Genomic DNA, 20,650 nt, shown 5'->3' with positions numbered 1-20,650 from the left:
TAAACTGTTACACTGATACATTGTTAAATTTAGAATTTGACTATGGCAAATTTAGATATGTGGGAAGTGTTTATTCAGACTAAACCGGGATTATCTCACAAACACGCAGGAATAGTACAGGCGCCAACAGCAGAAATGGCTTTGCAGAATGCAAGAGACGTTTACACAAGAAGAAAAGAAGGAACTTCTGTTTGGGTGGTTCCAAGTAAATATATTGTGACTTCAGAAGGAGTTGATAAGGAAGCTTTCTTTGATCCGGCAGATGACAAATTATACCGTCACCCGACATTCTACGACATTCCTAACGATGTAAAAAATATGTAATTTTCTGTAAAAGGTAGGCTGTAAAAAGTACAAAGTACAACCGACATTTTACGTTTTACAAAAAAAATAAAACAATGAATTCATTATATAATTATTTATTAAAGTTTGCTGATGACAGCTTCATCATGGGACAAAGACTGTCTGCATGGTGTGGTGAAGGTCCATATTTGGAGGAAGACATTGCATTAACAAACATTGCATTGGACGAACTTGGCCAGGCCAATAACTTTTATGTGTATGCATCAAGAGTGGCGGATAATGGGAAAAGTGAAGATGATTTGGCATTTTTAAGATACGAGCACGAATATGTCAATGCACATTGGGTTGAACTTCCTAATGAAGATTATGCACAGACCATTCTTAAAGTCTATGTATTCTCTGTATATCAGAAACTGATGTATGAGGCATTGTCCAATTCAGCGGATGAAGAACTTTCTGCATTGGCTCAGAAATCTTTAAAAGAAGTGAGATACCATTATACGCATGCTTCTTCCTGGATGAAAATTTTTGCTCAGGGGACAGAAGAAAGCCGTGGACGTTTGGTAAAAGCTCTTGAAAACATTTGGGAATATTCAAAAGGTTTATTTGCAAAAGTAGAAGGTGAAGATGATTTAATTGCTTTGAATATCGCTCCGGACGGAGACGAATTGTACAAAGAATTTCTGGCCATCACACAAAAAGATTTTGCAGAATACGGACTGGAGTATCCGGCAAATCCATTCATGCAGCCCAAATCAAGAACAGGATACCATACAGAATATTTCGGATTTATCCTTTGCGAACTTCAGTATATGCAGAGAGCGTATCCTGGATGTACATGGTAAGATTAATATACAAACAAATCAATGGAACAATCTGGTAATAATTGGTACATTGATATACTGTTAAATTGTTAGATCAAAAAATTGAATAATTTATTAAACATACTGTCCCAGGTTCCCGATCCCGAAATTCCGGTGATTAATGTTGTGGAATTGGGTATTGTAAGAGAGGCGAAAGTGACTGGCGAAAATACATGCGAGGTAACGATTACACCCACTTACTCTGCCTGTCCTGCCATGTTCACCATTGAGGAAGATATCATTAAGTTGATGAAGGAAAACGGCTGGGATGCGAAAGTGGTAACCAAAATGTTTCCGATATGGACAACAGATTGGTTAACGGATGAAGCGAGAGAAAAACTTCGTGTGTACGGAATCACACCTCCTGAAAAAGGAGCGGACGAACATCACATCGGGAAACCGAAAAAATGTCCGCGTTGTGGCTCTGTGAACTCAAAACAGATCAGCAGATTTGGATCTACCTTATGTAAGGCTTCTTACCAATGTCTCGACTGTCTGGAGCCGTTTGATTATTTTAAGTGTCATTAAGTAGTAAGAATTCATTTTCAGAATAAATGACTTCATTATTTAAATAAGAAAATGATACGACAAGTTTTGTCGTTAGCAGCCATTAGTTTTGCTTCAGTATCATTTTTTAATGATCTTATTTAAAATAATCAACACAAAACATTTATTATGACAAACTGCAACAGCCAGAAATTTCCATCAACATGTAATCCTGCAGATTATGGATTCAATAAATTTTTTCCCCATACCGGAGAAGAGGTTTATTATCAGAAAATCAATGAAACTAATTTACCGGAAGATGGTGTAGTGCTTATTCAGGAAAACGGCCTGTATTATAAAGCTATTTTACATGAAAATACCATTAATATTGAATGGTATAGATGTAATGAAAGGTATGCTAATGATGAGGAAATCATTTTAGCCGCTGTTAAGATGGCTGCCTATTTAGGAGCAACATTGAGATTCGATGCAAGAGAATATATTGTAAACAGGCAGCTGACGTTTCAGAATCTTTCCTGTTTCAAACTTTTGGGAGATAAACAGCACACAGTGATTAAATCAAATTCTAATGAAAGGGTTGAAGGGTTTTATTTCAGTTTTACAGATTGTAATAATATTATTGTAGAAGGATTCAAATTTGATCTGAACAAAAGAAACTTGCCAACCTATAATTCTTCTGATGATGCACTTTCAAAAGAATTTAATGGAGGAATATTAATTAAAGGGACATATGAAATTAACGGTTCACATAATATAGAGATTACAAATTGTCATTTTTATGATTTATATAATCGTGCTGTACGTTTCTATAATTGTGAACAGGGGCATATCATAGTAAGCAATAATCTATTTGAAAGTGGTGTTCAGGAGCAGATTTATATGATGGAACATTTAGTCATTTCACAGTCTCATAATGCCAACGTAATAGTAGAGAATAATATTTTCAGAAATGCTGAAAACCATGACTCATCTAAGGCACCATGCGGTATTTACGGATTTGATTTGGGGTATTATGGATCAGTATTGATTGACAATAATTATTTTGAATACTGTGGAAGAGATAATACGGGGCATCATAGATTGTACGCAATAGACTTCTACGACAGTGTAAATAATTTTGTTATTTCTAATAATACATTCAGAAATACGACTTGGGGAGCCATTAGATTTGATGGGACGAGAAAAAACGGAATTATTAGTAATAATATAATTCATCAGTTAATTTCAGATGATGGAGGAATGATCAACGCTTCTTCAAGGGGGGCGGCAGAATTTAATCAGACAGAATTCAGAAATATAACAATTAGCAATAATATTTTGGAATCGTCAGGGACAACGAGTTATGGAATAATTCTTCAAGGGCTATCTGCATTTTGTAATTCAGAAAATATTGAAATCTCAAATAATAAATTCTATAACTTAAAAGGATGTATAACTCTTCATGGAGATATGGATGTAGTTTCCATAACTAATAACCAGGCTTTTAATCTTAAGGCTATTGGAGTATATATTCAAGGGATTAAGGTTATCAATAAAGTAGAATTTGAACCTCGTAAAATAGCTAAAATCTACATTAATGATAATAATTTTAGTGGAGATTTAAACCCGGATTTGAAAGGAATAGTTGGTGTTCAGATAGATGGTCTTAATGGCAAACATACCTTTATGGGAAGGGTTTGGATTAATGGGAACTTTATTACCAATAATAATTATGGGTATGGTATTATTGTTAATACAGGAGATTCTTTAGATAATGTTGTTATTGTAGCGAATAATGTAATTGAAAATGTTGAACGAGGACTCTATATAAGAACTGAAAAGGTATTAGTTAAAGATAATTTAATTTACAATGCATCAATAAGCGCTATTAATGATGCAGATGTACCTGGCCAAACAATTTATCACGAAAATTTTTATAATAACGTAATTATTTAAATGATATAATGTACCAGTTTAACAATGCTAGAATAATTGTTAAACTGGTACATTGTTAGATTTATTTGCAGCATTGTTAATCTGTTATATTGTTACATTAAAGAGATTGCCACATTATTTTATATTGTTAAATTAGAGCAGTGTAATTTTTTAATTCTCTAATCATTTAATTTTTAAATTTAAACCATGTATACACAACTTGATATTGAAACGCATTTTGAAGGTAAACTGAAAGTTGCTTACCTCAATCAGCCGGAAACAATGAACGCGCTTACAAAGCCATCTTTATCAGATTTGAAAGATTTTATTAAAGAGTGTAGTGAAGACCCTACTGTAAGATGTGTGGCGATTTCAGGAAGAGGAAGAGCTTTCTGTTCCGGTCAGAATCTGGATGACGCTTTCGTGCAGGGTAATGAGCACCATGACAATGATATCATCAGAAAAATTGTAGTAGATTACTACAATCCTTTGGTAATGGAGATTACACGTTGTAAAAAACCTGTTGTGGCATTGGTAAATGGTCCGGCAGTAGGAGCAGGTGCGATGCTGGCATTGATCTGTGATTTTGTTTTAGCAGTAGAGAAATCTTATTTTGCTCAGGCATTCTCCAATATCGGATTGATCCCTGATACAGGAGGAACGTATTTCCTTCCAAAATTATTGGGAAGACAGCTCGCTAATTATTTAGCATTTACAGGGAAAAGATTATCAGCCGATGAAGCTAAATCCTATGGTTTGGTGGCTGAGGTTTTCAACGAGGAAGAATTTGCTCCGAAATCTATGGAGATCCTCGGGAAAATGTCAAATATGCCGACTGCAGCTATTAAATTAACTAAAAAAGCTTTTGCTCAATCTTATAACAATACGTTGAAAGAGCAGCTTGAATTAGAAGGTGATCTACAGCAGGAAGCAGCACAGACAGAAGACTTCATCGAAGGTGTAAATGCCTTTTTACAGAAAAGAAAACCTGATTATAAAGGAAAATAAATTATAGAAGCTGGAGATTAGAAGTTAGATATTAGTAAGTATGCAACCTAACTTCTAACTTCTGGTTTCTGATATCTATAAAAAATGAAAAATATCGGAATTATTGGGGCAGGAACCATGGGCGTAGGAATCGCTCAGGTAGCTGCAACAGCGGGCTGCAAAGTCGTTTTATTTGATGCAAATACACCGCAGATTGATAAAGCATTATCAGGCTTAGAGAAAACACTTCAGAGATTAGTTGAAAAAGCTAAAATTTCTCAGGAAAAAGCCACAGAAATCAGAAACAATATCGTTAAAGGTGAAGCTTTGGAGGATTTGAAAGATTCAGATCTCGTTATAGAAGCTATTATCGAGAACAAAGACATAAAGACCAAGGTATTTACAGAACTTGAAACCTATGTTTCTAAAAACTGTATTATCGCGTCTAATACATCATCCATTTCTATTACCTCTCTCGGTGCGGAATTAAACAAGCCTGAACGTTTTATTGGAATTCATTTTTTCAATCCGGCTCCTCTGATGCCTTTGGTTGAAGTCATCCCTTCTTTATTGACAGAAAAATCATTACCGGAAAAAATCTATAATCTTATGAAAGATTGGGGTAAAACTCCGGTGATTGCTAAAGATATTCCAGGATTTATCGTCAACAGAATTGCCCGACCTTACTATGGAGAAGGATTAAGAATCGTTGAAGAAAACATTGCAACTCCCGAACAGGTTGATGAATCAATGAAAACAATAGGGAATTTTAAAATGGGACCTTTTGAATTAATGGATTTAATTGGTGTTGACGTTAATTTTGCGGTAACCACTACAGTTTACAAAGACTATTTCTACGATCCGAAATACAAACCGTCTCTGCTTCAGCAAAGAATGGCCGAAGCCAAACTTCATGGAAGAAAAACAGGAAAAGGTTTCTATGATTATGCAGAAGGCGCAGAGAAACCGGCTGCTCACAAAGATGATGCATTATATCAGCAAATCTTTTTAAGAATCATTTCAATGCTGATCAACGAAGCGGTAGAAGCCAAAAGATTAGGAATTGCCAATGATGAAGACATCGAGTTGGCAATGCAGAAAGGAGTTAATTATCCAAAAGGATTGCTGGCATGGGGAAAAGAAATCGGATATGCAAAACTCTCTGAAACCCTTCAGAATCTTTATGAAGAATATCAGGAAGAGAGATACAGACAAAGCCCATTGTTGAGAAAATTGTAATTCATAGTGACTAATTTATTGATGAGTAGGTCAAGAAAGAAAACTCCGATCATAGGAATTACCACTGCAGAGACAGAAAAGAAAAATAAATTAGAAGCCAATAGACGATTAAGAAGATTGAATAGAATCAAAATTGATAAAGGTGATTATGATTTATTTCAATTAAGAGAAATATCAAATGTTTGGGGTTTTGATAAAGATGGTAAAAGATATTTAAAAGAACCTGAAAGAAAAGATTTGATGAAATAATTACTATTTTTTTAATGAATATAGATGAGTTCAGAGCCGAATTAGAAACAAGGCTTTTAAATGAAAAAGAATATATCATTCAGGAACTTTCTTCAATGAATGATGATCAGGAAAGACTTGGAATGTTGGGAACATTTAATGAGAAATACAAAGAGCTTATCAGAAGATTAGCTAATGAAAATGGAACTGACCTAAATGCGCCCTATCAGTCTGAAAATCCATCAAATTCTGAAAATCTTTCATATGAGAAAATAATTTTTGGCAGAACCATGGGTATTTATGACAAATTGGTTGACGAATTATATGAAGAAATAACAAGTATAAAGTAGAAATGAATCCAAGACAAGTTGCAGATTATATGTTTGATCAGGATTATTTTTCCCAATGGATGAATATCAAAATGATCGAAGTCAAAGAAAATTATTGTTTAATAGAAATGCCCATCAAGAAAGAGATGATTAATGGGTTGAAAACGGTTCATGGAGGTGTTACATTTGCTTTTGCAGATTCTGCATTGGCATTTTCATCCAACAATACGGGGGATGCAGCTGTTGCACTGAACTGTATGATCAATTTTACAAAAGCAGGAAAGGAAGGAGATACTTTCAGAGCAGAAAGTATTCTGGTGAACGATACCAGAAAAACAGCCGTTTATGACATTAAGATTACCAATCAAAACAGTGAGCTGATCGCAAAATTCGTCGGAACGGTCTATAAAATAGGAAAAAAGGTAACTGAATTATAAAAAGATAAAAGATAAAAAACATCAGATGTCTGAAATCTAAAAATCTAATAAAAAATGAACAATGTATACATTATAGACTACATCAGAACTCCAATTTCAAAATTGCAGGGAGGATTATCAGAAGTAAGAGCTGATGATCTGGGAGCAGTAGTTATCAAAGAAATTATTGCAAGAAATCCCGAAGTACCGGTAGATGAAATTGAAGATGTTATTTTAGGATGTGCCAACCAGGCAGGAGAGGATAACCGTAACGTAGCCAGAATGGCTCTTTTATTAGCGGGACTTCCATACAAAATAGGAGGCGAAACTGTAAACAGACTTTGTGCATCAGGAATGTCGGCGGTGGCGAATGCTTTCCGTTCTATTGCTTCCGGAGAAGGCGAAATTTATATCGCTGGTGGAGTAGAACACATGACCCGCTCGCCTTATGTAATGTCAAAACCTGGAACAGCTTTCGGAAGAGACAGTCAGATGTTTGATACCACTTTCGGATGGCGTTTTGTCAACCCTAAAATGAAAGAATTATACGGCGTAGATGGGATGGGTGATACCGCTGAAAACTTAGCGGATATGCACAATATAAGTAGAGAAGATCAGGATAAATTTGCTCTTTGGTCTCAGCAGAAAGCTACAAAAGCACAGGAAAGCGGAAGACTGGCGGAAGAAATTGTAAAAGTTGAAATCCCTCAGAAAAAAGGTGAACCTAAAATCTTCAGTCAGGACGAGTTTATCAAGCCTGCATCTTCAATGGAAGGGTTGGGAAAACTTCGTCCGGCCTTCAGAAAAGAAGGAACTGTAACTGCCGGAAATGCTTCCGGAATGAATGATGGAGCAGCAGCTCTTATCCTGGCAAGCGAAGAAGCCGTGAAAAAATATGGTTTAAAGCCTAAAGCTAAGATCCTGGGATCTGCTGTAGCAGGTGTGGAACCTAGAATTATGGGAATCGGACCTGTAGAAGCTGCACAGAAACTATTAAAAAGGTTAAATCTTTCTTTGGATGATATGGATATCATTGAACTGAACGAAGCATTTGCAGCACAGGCATTAGCCGTGACCAGAAGTTTAGGTCTTCAGGATGATGATTCGAGAGTCAATCCAAATGGAGGAGCTATTGCCATCGGTCACCCTCTGGGAGTTTCAGGAGCAAGAATCATTGGTTCTGCTGCTATCGAATTAGAGAAACAGAAGAAAAAATATGCATTGTGTACCCTTTGTATCGGTGTCGGACAGGGATATGCAATGGTTATTGAAAAAGTATAACTTTTTTCAATGTAATGATAATAATGGATCAGTGTAATAATTAATATGACCTGGGAATTTTCAGATTAGCACATTGTTAGACTGATACATTGTTAAATTAAAATAATTAAACATTATGAACATCTACTCATACCACGGTATCCGCCCTATTATTAAACCCTCTGCCTATATCCATCCGCAGGCGGTTATTATCGGAAATGTGGAAATCGGTGAAGAAGTATATATTGGGCCCAATGCCGTAATTCGTGGCGACTGGGGAAAAATTATCATTAAAGACGGAGCCAACGTTCAGGAGAACTGTACCCTCCATGTTTTTCCCAATATTGAAACCATCCTGGAAGAATCAGCCCATATCGGGCACGGCGCAATCATCCATTCAGGGCATATCGGTAAAAACTGCCTTGTAGGAATGAATTCTGTAGTAATGGATAAAGCCGTTATCGGTGATGAATGCATCATTGGAGCGCTTGCCTTTGTTCCTGCTAATTTCACCTGTGGACCTAGAAAACTGATTGTAGGAAGTCCCGCGAAAATCATTCGCGACGTTTCCGATGAAATGATCCACTGGAAAACAGAAGGAACCAAACTTTATCAGCAGTTGGCCAGAGAAGGAAAAGAAGCGATTCTTCCATGTGAGCCTTTCTCAGAATATGTAGAACAAACCGCGACCAAACCAGTTGATTACAGCATCTGGGCGGATTTAAAATAAACTTTAAACCTTATAGACTTCTAAGCCTATAAGGTTTTATGATACACATAAAACGAATATGATCAAAAAGATACTCATTGTCTGTAGTATATTATTTGCTTTTCAATTCATGGTTTTAGCCCAGAATGAGAAAGTGAAACCGCTGACTATTGGAGAGGTCAGAACATTTAAATCTAAGATCTTAAATGAAGACAGAACTTTAAATATTTATCTGCCATACGGTTTCGATAAAACAAAATCATATCCGGTTATCTATCTTCTGGATGGATCATTGAATGAAGACTTTATTCATGTTTCGGGATTAGTACAGTTTTTTAATCAAATGTATGCAATGCCTGAAACCATAGTGGTTGGAATTGCCAATATCGACAGAAAAAGGGATTTTACCTTTCATACAGATCTGAAAGATTTACAGAAGGATTATCCTACAACAGGTCATTCAGGTAAGTTTATTGATTTTCTGGAAAAAGAATTACTGCCTTACATCGGAAGTCAGTATAAAAGTACAGAGAAATATATATTTGGACAGTCGCTGGGAGGTCTTCTTGCGACAGAAATTCTTTTCAAAAAGCCGGAAATGTTCAATAATTATTTTATCATCAGCCCAAGTTTGTGGTGGGATGATCAAAGCTTGTTGAAAGAAGCTCCAGGTTTACTTTCAAAAAGTCCGGACACCAAAAAATTCGTCTATATATCAGTAGGTAAAGATGAGCATCCCGTAATGGTAAAAGACGCAGGATCCCTTTATGAGACCCTGAAAAATGCAGGTAAAAAGAATTGGAAGGTTGAATATAAAGTCATGGAAACAGATAATCATGCAACGATACTTCACAGAAGTTTGTATGAAGGTTTGGTAAAATTAGTCCCTTACAAAGAGCCTAAAAAATAAACATCCAAAAGCACAGATCATGAGATATTTATTTTTTGTCATATTCTTTTCTTTTCTGATCAATGCTCAGAAAAATCAGGATAAGAAAATTAATTTGAAGCTTAAAAATGAATTGGCCACGATTCAAAAAGATGATCAGATATACCGTGAACTGATGCAGTCTGATGCTTCCCAGGAGCAGAAGGAAAAGTTCATGAAGGAAAAAAATCTTAGTAAGGAAGATGTTACGGATAGATTATGGGCACTGATGGGTGAGCAGGATAAAATCAATCTTGAAAAAGTTGAAAAAATTATTGCAGAATATGGTTATCCCGGGAAATCTCTGGTAGGAGAACCGGAAAATGAAACCGCATGGTTTGTGATTCAGCACTCTCCAAAAATTAATCAGTACATGCCGGTTATTAAAACGGCGGCTGATCGTAAAGAAATTCCGTTTAGATTGTATGCGATGATGCTGGACAGACAATTAATGGATGCTGGGAAAGAGCAGATCTATGGAACACAGGGATTTTCTTCTCACGATGGAGAGAAGGAAAGCGAGCCTATTATCTGGCCGATAAAAGATGTCAAAAATGTAAACAAACTCAGAAAAGAAGCTGGTTTTTATGATACGGTTGAAAGTTATGCCAAGCGTCTCTACGGAAAGAGTTTTGTTTTTAAGAATTATACTTTGGATGAAGTGTTGAAGTTCGGAGACGTTCAGAAAACCGATGTAAAACCGCTCAACCTTGAACTCAAGAAAGAGCTTGCGCAGATCTATAAAGACGACCAGATCTACCGTGAGCTGACACAACCCAATATTACGCCCGAAAGAAAGGCAGAGATCATAAAAGAGAAAAACCTCTCTACAGAAGACGTGAGTACTGGGCTTATAAAATTGATGGACGATCAGGATCAGAAAAATCTTGTTAAAGTTGAAAAGATCATTGAAAAATATGGCTATCCTGGAAAATCTCTGGTGGGTGAGCCTGAGAATTACGCCGTATGGTATGTTATCCAACATTCTCCTAAAATCGAAAAATATTTTCCTCTGATTAAAAAAGCAGCCGATGAAAAAGAACTGCCGTTCAGACTTTATGCCATGATGCTGGACAGAAAGCTGATGTATGAAAATAAAGAACAGATCTATGGAACACAGATCCGTTCGGTTTTTAGAACAAAAAATGGGAAAACAGAAACTTTATCATTTGTATGGCCATTAAAAGATCCGGACAACGTCAATGAATTAAGAAAGAATTCCGGATTTGGCAGGACCATCGAAGATTACGCTAAAGATGCAGCAGGTATCGAATATAAGAAATATACATTGAAAGAAGCTTTGGAACTTCTTCAGAAAAAAGAATGATAAATCATCTGAAGAAATATTGGATATTCCTGTTGATTGCTCTTATTGGAGTCAATTATGGTGGATTCTGTTTATTATGGGAATCAGTTGGAATTTCAGATGCGCTGGAACATGTAGAATCAGAAGCGGTGATCAGAAAACTGAAACACAAAGACTTCTTGTATACTTTAGTAGTTGATGCAGTCCTGATTCTGGATTTTTCCCTTATTCTGTTCCTGCTGTTTATGGGAGGAAGGAAAATAGTACAACTCATTATTAAAAAATAAAAGTCAGGTAAAAAGTTAAAAATAATATGGAAAAACTGAAAAATTACATCTACGGAGAATGGGTAGAAGGTACCGGAAACGGAATTCCTTTATACAATGCCGTTACAGGCGAGCAGGTTGCTGTTTCAGATACAGAAGGGCTTCATTTTGAACAGGCTCTTGACTACGGAAGAACAGTAGGCTACAACAACCTTTCCTCCATGACGTTCTATGACAGAGGAGAGATGCTGAAAAAAGTAGCTCTTTATCTTTTGGAAAGAAAGAAAAAATATTATGAATTATCATATAAAACAGGAGCAACTCATGCAGATTCGTGGGTAGATATCGAAGGAGGTTTTGGTACTTTCTTTACCTATTCCGGATTGGCAAAAAGAATGCTTCCAAACACTCCATTCTGGGTGGATGGTGAAACTCAGAAAATTTCGGCTAACGGAACTTTCTTAGGAACTCATATTTTAACACCAAGTGAAGGAGTTTCTATACAGATTAATGCTTATAACTTTCCGGTTTGGGGAATGTTGGAGAAATTATCCACTTCTCTTCTGGCGGGTGTTCCTTCTATTGTAAAACCTTCTCCTTACGGTTCTTACCTTACGAACGCTGTTTTTCAGGATATGATCGAAAGCGGTGTGCTTCCTGAAGGTGCTCTTCAGCTGGTTTGTGGTGAGCCCGGAAATATTCTGGATTACGTTCAGGACGGAGACTCTGTGTTGTTCACAGGTTCTGCCAATACAGGAAGAAAGTTGAAATCTATGCCTTCTATCGCTGGAAATGCCGTACGTTTCAATATGGAAGCAGATTCCCTGAACTGTTCAATTCTTGGTCTGGATGCCAAACCGGGAACTCCGGAATTTGATCTCTTCATCAAAGAAGTACGTACAGAAATGACAACAAAAGCTGGACAAAAATGTACGGCTATCAGAAGGATCATTGTTCCTGAGCACCTCATCGGAGATGTTCAGAATGCTTTATCTAAAGCTTTAGATCAAACAAAGATAGGAAACCCTTTGAGCAGAGAAACCAGAATGGGATCGCTTGTAGGAAAACAGCAGTATGATGAGGTAGTAAGAAAAGTAAATATCTTAAAAACTGAAAACGAACTGGTTTACGACGGAAAACATGAACTCGTAGATGCCGACTATGATAACGGTGCATTTATGAGTCCTAAACTGTTCTTAAACGATAAGCCTTTTAAGAAAAATATCTCTCATGATGTAGAAGCTTTTGGACCGGTTTCCACGTTGATGCCTTACAAAGATGCAGAAGAAGCGGCAGCTCTGGCAAAAAGAGGAAAAGGAAGTTTAGTAGGATCGATTATTTCTCATGACGAAAAATTCATTGCAGAAACTTCATGGAAAATGGCTTCCCAGCATGGAAGAATTTTTGTACTGAACAGAGATAACGCCAAAGAAAGTACAGGACACGGCTCACCGCTTCCTACTTTAATGCACGGTGGTCCGGGAAGAGCTGGAGGAGGTGAAGAAATGGGTGGACTAAACGGTCTTCATTTCTTTCTTCAGAAAACAGCGATTCAAGGGTCTCCGGATGTATTGACTGCGATTACCAAAGTGTATCAGCAGGGTGCAGAGAAAAAGTATGCGGATAAACATCCGTTCCAGAAATATTTTGAAGATGTTGAAGTGGGAGATTCACTTGAAACAGCAGGCAGAACAGTTACTGATGCAGATATCGTCAACTTCTCCAATGTTTCATGGGATCATTTTTATGCCCATACCGATGCTACAAGTCTTACAGGCACTATTTTCGATAAAACAGTAGCTCACGGATATTTCATCCTTTCAGCAGCAGCTGGATTGTTCGTTTCAGGGAAAAAAGGACCGGTTATCGCGAATTATGGATTGGAAAACTGTTCATTCTTTAAACCGGTTTATTCAGGAGATACCATTACGGTGTATTTAACCGCAAAAGAAAAAATAAACAGAGGGGTAAAAGGAAGAAACATTCCTTCCGGAGTTGTAAAGTGGCTGGTTGAAGTCGTTAATCAGAGAGAGGAAGTCGTTTGTGTAGCAACGATCTTAACGTTGGTGGCAAAACATTCTCCGTTCATTGATTTGAATGTCAAAAATGTTCAGAAAATAGTAAGAGGACTAACTGAAACTACTCCGTCTGCTTGGGGAAAAATGTCACCTCAGCAAATGATCGAACATCTGGAACATGGAGTTTTGGTAAGTTTAGGTGAACCGGAAGCCGACAAATGTTTTACCCCGGAAGAACAATTGGAAAAATGGCAGGACTCTCTGTATAACCATAGAAAAATGCCGAAAGATTTCCCGGCTCCTTTTCTTGCAGAAGATGAAACTTTACTGGAATTAAAACATAAAAATCTGGAGGCCGCAAAACAGTCTTTCCTGGATAATTTACAGAGATTTTCAATTTATTACAAAGAAAATCCACAGGCTGAGCATATGAACTTCGTGTTCGGAAAACTGAATAAAGAAATGTGGGAGCTGATGCACAAAAAGCATTTTACACACCACTTTGAACAGTTTGGATTGATTTAATGTAAGTAATATAACAATTATAAAAGTAGCAGTTTAGCAATAAATTGCTACTTTTTTTTACTGGTTGAAGAAAGTTTTTAAGATTCAATTAAAGTCTAATGGTCTGAAAAATTGGATAGTTATATAAAAGTTTATATTTAAATGAGTAACTTTAATAGGCGAAATCCGAAAAGCATATAGAGTAGGAAAAAAGATTAAAAACTAATTACTATGAAAAATTTAAAAAAGCTTTCAAGAAATGAATTGAGATCTGTAAAAGGTGCCGGTCCAAACTGGGCTTGCCTGCCTAATTCTTGCCCTCCGGGAAGTTGTTGTCTCCCTGGAAAATGGCCAAATATTCCAAGAGCATGTTATATATGTGCTGATTCCTAAAATAAAATATAAATTGATACTCCCTTTTGGTTTTACTGAAAGGGATTTTTTAATCATCCCTGTCAAGGTTGTAAACTTTGACAGGGATGAAAAACGATGAAAAATCTTAATTGAATAAAGGGTTTTATTAAAAATGATAATTACTTTTACAGTACGATCAGAATCTCATTTATTTAAAACAACATATGGAACTACAATTTTTCAAAGACTTTGATTTTACTGACTTTTGGAATGAAAGCAGTTATTCAGAGAGAGATTATATAGAGCCTTTTCCGGATGATGACCTTATTTCTTCCGTAGAAGAAGAACTTGGCTATAAACTTCCTGCTTCTTATATCGAACTGATGAGAATTCAGAACGGTGGCTTGGTGGATAAATCCTGTTTTCCTACTACCGAAGAGAATTCATGGGCAGACGATCATATAGCGATAACAGGAATTATGGGAATAGGAAGAGAGAAAACTTATTCCATCTGCGGAGAGCTCGGAAGTCAGTTTATGATCGAGGAATGGGGATATCCCGCAATCGGTATTTATATCTGCGACTGTCCTTCAGCCGGTCATGATATGGTTCTGCTGGATTATTCCAATTGCGGAAAAGATGGAGAACCTGAAGTGGTTCATATTGATCAGGAAAATGATTACCGGAAGATATTTCTGGCTAAAGACTTTGAAACTTTCATAAAAGGACTGAAAGATGAAGATGATTTTGACAATTGATTAAATTTTAATACAAATTATATACATACAATTATGAATGAGGCCTGGATGAAAAAATGGGAAGAAGTAAAAGATATTCTTATCTCGCCGGTAGATATTGAATCCTATTTTACTTCAGATGAGATTATGGATCAGAAAATGGAAGTAATGGAAATTGGGAATGTATCCATTCCTTCCGGAAAAGTGATTGTAAGAGACCCTTTAGTATATTTAAATGCAAGGGAAAAACCTTATTTTGTTGAAGTACCTAAAGGTAATTTTCCTGTTAAAATTGCTGTGGCAAAATTAGAAGATTGGGGAGATCGCTATGCTGCCGTTAAGGTAGAATTTACAAAAGAAGCGGCTGTTGTGTACAGAGAGGCATTGATAGGAGAAGAGGAACTTGGAGACGCTGAGGGAGAAGATTATTTTGGCTTTGTAGTAGATGCAGGATTGGCATGTATTACAGACACACAGGTTGTCCCTTATGTGGATAAGTTTATTTCAGAACTCGATGTAGACAATATTTACGATGATTATTTTGCAGAACTTTTTGCCAAAAGTTATAATGAAAACCCGGATAATCAAAGGGATTTGGGAGACTGGATCAATTGGAAAGTGCCGGGCACAGAGTATCAGATTCCAATATTTGCAAGCGGTTTGGGAGATGGAGTATATCCTGTTTATTTTGGTTATGACTCAAAAGGAGAGATCAGCAGTCTTTATATCCTCTTTATTGATATTGAAATGGAATTATCTGAAGAGGGAGAGGACGAAAACGATGATGAATATACAGATTAGCCGGATGACTTAGCATTCTTAAAATAATTGTCCAATGAATACAACTTTTGCAGATTCCGTCATAGAATTCAATAAAAATCTTCAGTTTTCAGGAGATCTTCCTGAGGGATTTGATGTGATGAATCCTTATCTGGACAATCCGGAAACGATGACAGTCATGCAGGAATTTTATCACAAATATTATCATGACAGGAGTCAGAGGAAATTGATGATTGGTATCAATCCCAGCCGGCATGGAGCCGGAGTCACAGGCGTTCCTTTTACAGATACAAAGAGACTGGAGTCCGTATGTGGGATTAAAATGGATTCTGCGCGTACCCACGAAATTTCTTCTGTTTTCATGTATGATATGATTGCAGGTTATGGCGGACCTGAAGAATTTTACAGAGATATTTATATCAACTCACCATTTCCACTGGCTATTGTAAGAAAAACAAAAACAGGCTGGCTTAATGCAAACTATTACGATGATAAAAAACTTTTTGAAGCTGTAAAAGAGTTTATGATTGACTCTCTGAAGAAGCATATCAGTATGGGAGTGGATACCTCCGAAGTTTTCGTTTTAGGTAAAAAGAATTCGGAATTTATTTCAAAACTCAATAAAGAAGCAAACTTATTCGAAAAGATGACCGTTCTTGAACATCCAAGATATATCCAGCAATATAAAACAAAAGAAAAACAATTATACATCGACAAATATATAATAGCACTAAAAAAACAAAGATGTTCATTGTAAGATTTTAAGTTTAACTATACACCATGACAATTTTTCCTGCTCATACAACATTCAAATACAGCTGGCGTGCTTATCAGAAAAGATTCTTAGATAATCTTGATGAATATCTGACGAATAATCACTTACATGTCACGGCACCTCCCGGATCTGGGAAAACTGTTTTAGGGCTGGAAGTAATGCTCAGACTGAATAAGCCAACATTAATCGTTGCGCCAACTTTAGCCGTCAAAAATCAGTGGGTTCAAAGGTTTTGCGAACTTTTTCTTGACACGGAAACAGTACCGGAATGGATCTCCACAGATATTAAAAATCCCGGACTTATTACCGTAACGACGTATCAGGGAATTCATGCAGCGTCCGGATTTCCTGATGATGAAACGGAAGCTGATACAAAATCGACCAGGGTTTCCTTAGCTGAAATTATAAAGAAACTCCAGAAACTGAAAGTGAAAACTTTTATTTTTGATGAAGCCCATCATTTGAAAAATGCCTGGTGGAGAAGTTTAATGGAACTTAAGGCCGCCGTAGATCCTACGGTTGTTTCTCTTACTGCAACGCCACCATTCGATGTCTCAGGATTGGAATGGCAAAAATATATTCAGCTGAACGGTCCTATTGATGCGGAGATTTCAGTTCCTGAATTAATGATTGAAGGCGATCTCTGTCCGCATCAGGATTTGGTCTATTTTACGTTACCATCCTACGAAGAACAGAAGAAAATAGAACATTACCATATCCAGGCAGCTGCTTTTTTTAAAGAAATTGAAAATGATGATGTTCTTCTGCATGCATTAGAACAGCACCCTGTTTATCAAAAACCGATGGAACATTTGGATTGGATTTATGAAAATATATCTTCGTATACTTCCGGACTCATCTATCTTCATTTCAGAAAAAAAGAAATCTCCAAAATTCACTTTGAAATCATTGGCGATCAGCATCAGTATATTCCCGAATTTGATTTTTTCTGGTTCGAAGAACTTCTTGACTTTTACCTGATCGTAGATGAGGTGAATTTTAAGAATGTGGACGAACATCGTACAGCCTTAGGCAACAGATTAAAAAGACAGGGTTTTTTTGAAAAAAAGACTATCAGTTTTTTCAACAATAAAAATTTGAACCAGATCCTCAATTCCAGTATTGGAAAACTTCAGGGAATCAAAGATATCGTGGAATTTGAATTTTCTGTGCTGAAGGAAGATCTTAAAATGGTAATTCTTACCGATTTTATTAAAAAAGAATACCTGTCCGGTGACAATGAAAATAATCTCCAGCTCGATTCAATAGGTGCCATTCCCATTTTTGAAAAACTGAGACGGGAGAACATACAGAATAAAAAAATAGGCGTTCTTACAGGGAGCATTGTCATTATACCAATGTCTGTAAAGGAGACGCTGAGTGAGTTGTGTATCAGAAGAGGGATATCCGAGATATCATTTTCTCCTGTTATTTATGATAATAATTATATCCAGGTTATTCTTACAGAACAGATCAGACAGGATATTGTGCAGATCATCACTGAAATCTTTCAGCAGGGCTGTATTCAGGTTTTGATCGGAACGAAAGCTTTACTCGGGGAAGGCTGGGATGCTCCCAAAATGAATACCCTCATACTCGCCAGTTTTGTAAGCTCATTTGTTCTCTCTAACCAGATGAGAGGAAGGGTGATCAGAATAGATAAAGATGCTCCTGAAAAGACCGGTAATATTTGGCATCTCGTATGTTTCGACCCACAGAGTGAAAATGGCGGTCAGGACATGGATATTATAAAAAGACGATTCAAAACTTTTGTAGGTATTTCGACGAAACAGGAAACCTCCATTGAAAATAATTTTGAAAGGCTGCACATCAAAACTATTGAAAGGGAAGATGAAATTCCGACCGTTAATCAAGATAGTTTTTCATGGGCTAAAAGCAGAAAAGATCTTACGAAGCGTTGGAAATCCGCTTTGGATAAAGGAAATATTCTTGTGGAAGAAATTAAGGTGCCTTCCGGTGATCTGGCAGCAGTAAAGGATATGAAGATGACCTATCTTGGAAAAATGACAGCGGATCTTTCCAGGGTGATGATATCAACCGTTCTGCTTTTTGGACAGGATATTCTTTTAGGAATACTCAGGAATATGCAGGCCATTGATTCTGTTAAAAGCTTTTCCTGGATCTTATTTCTTTTTGGGGGATTGGGATTTGTAGCGTACGGACTAAAATTTTACCGGGCATTAAGACAGTATCTGAAATACAAAAATATAGCAGGGCACTTGGGGCTCATTGGTGAAGTTGTTCTGAAGAGTCTCATCTATGAGCGAATCATTACTACAGTTCCTGAAAATATGAAAGTAGTAAGTTCAGGAGATACAAATAATATGTTCTGCTATCTTGAGGGAGGAAGTCATTATGAGAAATCGCAGTTTATTCAGGTTTTGCAGGAAGTAATTTCTAAAATAGATAATCCCCGTTACCTGCTTAAACAACAGACGAAACTTTTCTTTACGAAAAAATATATATACTATCCGGTACCTGAAATTTTCGCCAAAAATAAAAAAAGTGCAGATCTGTTTGCTCAAAACTGGAGTGCCCAACTGGAGAAATCCGAGCTGGTCTTTACAAGAACTATTGAAGGGCGCCGTATTTTATTACAGCTGAGGTTTCAGTCTCTGTTAAAAAAGAATGCAAGAATAGAACATCTTCATAAATGGACCCGATAAAAATAAAATCCCCTGATTGTTCAGGGGATTTCTCATTTATGCGTTAGAATCTTTTCGAGGGCACAAATCACTTATGAAATTTTTATTTTTTGATAATCTTGGAGGTACCAGATGGTGTTTTGAACATATAAACGCCATTCGGAAGTTCCGAGATATCTGCCTGATTGGTTCCTTTCTTCATATCCAGCTTTTTAATAAGTTTCCCATCCTGACTGTAAATCTCAGCAGGTGCATTGTCTTCCGTCTGAATAGAAAAAGATCCGCTGGTAGGATTGGGGTAAATGCTTATTACTTTTTGTGAAGCAATTGTTTCCTGTGCTGCCAGTACAAGACCACTGTCTTTTACCCAGGTAAAAGCATCAAACCCTGCATATCTGTAGTTTCCTCCTAATGTTAGTCTAAGCTCATCAATAATGATGTTAGAATAATTCTGACCGTTTAAATTGGTAAGATCAATCAGGGTGTATCCATTGGTAGGAGTCATAGAAGTGGCAAAGCCATTAGATTTTGTCTGGGTAAACTTGGTTACTCCATTCAGTCTTCCTGTAACCGTTAAGGTTCCCTGTACCGTCAAATCTAAATTAAGAGCTGAAAGATACATCCAGAATCTGTTTACTTTAAACAGATTGGAAGTTGTTTTAATACTGAAAGACGGTGGTGAGGCCGTATTATTGGAGTTATCAATATACCTGTTGTCGTTCGCTGTTCCGTTCCATCCTGTATCAGGAAAATCGGCCTGAACATCGAAAACTCCCACATGTGAAATAATACTGAAGATTACTCCGTTATCAGTGAAACTTGAACTCCCGTTGGATTCGGTTTCAAATTGCTCTGTACTGGTCTGCCCGAATGATAGTAGAGATATGAACAGACTACAGATGGTTAAAAAAATAGTTCTTTTCATGATTTAGGTTTTAAATAAGTTGTTTTTAACTGCGCGAAGGATAAATTCCCTCTATACAGATGATGTAGTTCAGCCCTAAGTAAGGCGGCATATTATTCATCGGAAGATTTTGTCCGATGTATGAGATCGATCTGGCATTAAGAGCCGTATCAGGATCAACGGCTGCAAAACCCGGTACTGCATTGAAGTCCCTGCCTATCTGTGTTCCTGTTTTAGCAATAGATGATGTAGCTGTTGGAGTAGAAGCTGTAGCATTGACATTGGCAACTTTCAGTTGAAATCCGGATCCGATACTTGGTAGATTCTGTGCCATGATTGTGTTTTGTGTCGTTCCTGCTGCAACTCCCAGAGGATAATATTCGTTTGCATTTACATTTCCAGCTCCTATGGCCATACGTCCTTTCAGATTAGGCAGTGCAAAAGTGTCTACACCGTTTCCTCCGTACGTGGTTCCTAAGATGGAAAATAAAGCAGAATTATTTGAAATTCTCAGTAAGCTTCCGTCACAGAACATCCAGCCTTTAGGGGCAAAGTTTCCCGCAAATAGTTTTACAATTCCAATGTACTCGTCCATGATAATAGTTTTTTCAGTTGTTAAGTTTTCCTACTCTGTTCTGGGCTTTTCGGATTCCGCCG

The 20,650-nt window shown here is 36.9% G+C and carries 22 protein-coding genes; 20 read left to right on the top strand and 2 right to left on the bottom strand.

Annotated features, from left to right (window positions below):
* The first annotated feature begins 42 nt into the window (after nucleotides 1–42).
* From paaB to IW16_RS00250, 20 genes are all read left to right on the top strand, one after another.
* On the top strand, nucleotides 43–324 hold the full coding sequence (gene paaB / locus IW16_RS00345) for a 1,2-phenylacetyl-CoA epoxidase subunit PaaB (protein ID WP_034725794.1): 282 nt from the start codon (nucleotides 43–45) through the stop codon (nucleotides 322–324).
* A 74-nt stretch (nucleotides 325–398) separates the two neighbouring features.
* Nucleotides 399–1,148, top strand: a complete 750-nt coding sequence (gene paaC / locus IW16_RS00340; RefSeq protein WP_034738581.1) for a 1,2-phenylacetyl-CoA epoxidase subunit PaaC — start codon at nucleotides 399–401, stop codon at nucleotides 1,146–1,148.
* A gap of 81 nt (nucleotides 1,149–1,229) precedes the next feature.
* Nucleotides 1,230–1,694, top strand: a complete 465-nt coding sequence (gene paaD, locus IW16_RS00335; RefSeq protein ID WP_034738580.1) for a 1,2-phenylacetyl-CoA epoxidase subunit PaaD — start codon at nucleotides 1,230–1,232, stop codon at nucleotides 1,692–1,694.
* A gap of 147 nt (nucleotides 1,695–1,841) precedes the next feature.
* The gene (locus IW16_RS00330; RefSeq protein ID WP_034738578.1) at nucleotides 1,842–3,608 is read left to right on the top strand and encodes a right-handed parallel beta-helix repeat-containing protein; all 1,767 of its coding nucleotides are present in this window, start codon (nucleotides 1,842–1,844) and stop codon (nucleotides 3,606–3,608) included.
* Between the two features lie 186 nt (nucleotides 3,609–3,794).
* Complete coding sequence (locus IW16_RS00325; protein ID WP_034738576.1) at nucleotides 3,795–4,595, top strand: enoyl-CoA hydratase/isomerase family protein; 801 nt, start codon at nucleotides 3,795–3,797, stop codon at nucleotides 4,593–4,595.
* 84 nt (nucleotides 4,596–4,679) lie between these two features.
* A complete protein-coding gene (locus tag IW16_RS00320) occupies nucleotides 4,680–5,813 on the top strand; it encodes a 3-hydroxyacyl-CoA dehydrogenase NAD-binding domain-containing protein (RefSeq protein WP_034738575.1) in 1,134 nt (377 codons plus the stop codon).
* 21 nt (nucleotides 5,814–5,834) lie between these two features.
* Nucleotides 5,835–6,062, top strand: coding sequence for a hypothetical protein (locus tag IW16_RS00315; RefSeq protein ID WP_034738572.1), 228 nt, complete (start codon nucleotides 5,835–5,837; stop codon nucleotides 6,060–6,062).
* Between the two features lie 14 nt (nucleotides 6,063–6,076).
* Nucleotides 6,077–6,391 (top strand): hypothetical protein, encoded by a 315-nt coding sequence (locus tag IW16_RS00310; protein ID WP_034738570.1) that lies wholly within the window; start codon nucleotides 6,077–6,079, stop codon nucleotides 6,389–6,391.
* 2 nt (nucleotides 6,392–6,393) lie between these two features.
* Nucleotides 6,394–6,807 (top strand): PaaI family thioesterase, encoded by a 414-nt coding sequence (locus IW16_RS00305; RefSeq protein WP_034738569.1) that lies wholly within the window; start codon nucleotides 6,394–6,396, stop codon nucleotides 6,805–6,807.
* A gap of 54 nt (nucleotides 6,808–6,861) precedes the next feature.
* Nucleotides 6,862–8,067 carry a 3-oxoadipyl-CoA thiolase gene (pcaF, locus tag IW16_RS00300; RefSeq protein WP_034738568.1) on the top strand — a complete coding sequence of 402 codons (1,206 nt, stop codon included), beginning with the start codon at nucleotides 6,862–6,864 and terminating at the stop codon, nucleotides 8,065–8,067.
* Nucleotides 8,068–8,182: 115 nt separating this feature from the next.
* On the top strand, nucleotides 8,183–8,776 hold the full coding sequence (locus IW16_RS00295; protein WP_034738566.1) for an acyltransferase: 594 nt from the start codon (nucleotides 8,183–8,185) through the stop codon (nucleotides 8,774–8,776).
* Nucleotides 8,777–8,834: 58 nt separating this feature from the next.
* On the top strand, nucleotides 8,835–9,665 hold the full coding sequence (locus IW16_RS00290; RefSeq protein WP_034738564.1) for an alpha/beta hydrolase: 831 nt from the start codon (nucleotides 8,835–8,837) through the stop codon (nucleotides 9,663–9,665).
* A gap of 19 nt (nucleotides 9,666–9,684) precedes the next feature.
* Nucleotides 9,685–11,010, top strand: a complete 1,326-nt coding sequence (locus IW16_RS26850) for a DUF6624 domain-containing protein (RefSeq protein WP_051889806.1) — start codon at nucleotides 9,685–9,687, stop codon at nucleotides 11,008–11,010.
* Entirely contained in the window at nucleotides 11,007–11,276 is a 270-nt protein-coding gene (locus IW16_RS00280) for a hypothetical protein (RefSeq protein WP_034738563.1), read from the top strand. The genes IW16_RS26850 and IW16_RS00280 overlap by 4 nt, the downstream gene beginning before the upstream one ends.
* Nucleotides 11,277–11,302: 26 nt before the next feature.
* Nucleotides 11,303–13,798 (top strand): phenylacetic acid degradation bifunctional protein PaaZ, encoded by a 2,496-nt coding sequence (paaZ, locus tag IW16_RS00275; protein ID WP_034738560.1) that lies wholly within the window; start codon nucleotides 11,303–11,305, stop codon nucleotides 13,796–13,798.
* A gap of 210 nt (nucleotides 13,799–14,008) precedes the next feature.
* A complete protein-coding gene (locus tag IW16_RS26480) occupies nucleotides 14,009–14,170 on the top strand; it encodes a bacteriocin-like protein (RefSeq protein ID WP_165571941.1) in 162 nt (53 codons plus the stop codon).
* 185 nt (nucleotides 14,171–14,355) lie between these two features.
* Entirely contained in the window at nucleotides 14,356–14,889 is a 534-nt protein-coding gene (locus tag IW16_RS00265) for an SMI1/KNR4 family protein (RefSeq protein WP_034738556.1), read from the top strand.
* Nucleotides 14,890–14,922: 33 nt separating this feature from the next.
* Nucleotides 14,923–15,669, top strand: coding sequence for a DUF4241 domain-containing protein (locus tag IW16_RS00260; RefSeq protein ID WP_034738554.1), 747 nt, complete (start codon nucleotides 14,923–14,925; stop codon nucleotides 15,667–15,669).
* A gap of 34 nt (nucleotides 15,670–15,703) precedes the next feature.
* A complete protein-coding gene (locus IW16_RS00255) occupies nucleotides 15,704–16,405 on the top strand; it encodes an SMUG2 DNA glycosylase family protein (protein WP_034738552.1) in 702 nt (233 codons plus the stop codon).
* Between the two features lie 23 nt (nucleotides 16,406–16,428).
* Entirely contained in the window at nucleotides 16,429–19,110 is a 2,682-nt protein-coding gene (locus tag IW16_RS00250; RefSeq protein ID WP_034738549.1) for a DEAD/DEAH box helicase family protein, read from the top strand.
* Between the two features lie 82 nt (nucleotides 19,111–19,192).
* Here IW16_RS00250 and IW16_RS25500 read toward each other — a convergent pair whose 3' ends face one another.
* Together IW16_RS25500 and IW16_RS00240 are read right to left on the bottom strand one after the other, a co-directional pair.
* On the bottom strand, nucleotides 19,193–20,014 hold the full coding sequence (locus IW16_RS25500) for a T9SS type A sorting domain-containing protein (RefSeq protein WP_051889804.1): 822 nt from the start codon (nucleotides 20,012–20,014) through the stop codon (nucleotides 19,193–19,195).
* A gap of 25 nt (nucleotides 20,015–20,039) precedes the next feature.
* A complete protein-coding gene (locus IW16_RS00240) occupies nucleotides 20,040–20,588 on the bottom strand; it encodes a phage tail protein (protein WP_034738547.1) in 549 nt (182 codons plus the stop codon).
* Nucleotides 20,589–20,650: the final 62 nt, after the last annotated feature.

This window comes from Chryseobacterium vrystaatense, from assembly GCF_000737765.1.
GTDB lineage: Bacteria > Bacteroidota > Bacteroidia > Flavobacteriales > Weeksellaceae > Chryseobacterium > Chryseobacterium vrystaatense.
The sequence above is the reverse complement of the archived record's forward strand: the minus strand, read 5'-3'. Positions and strand labels throughout refer to the sequence as shown.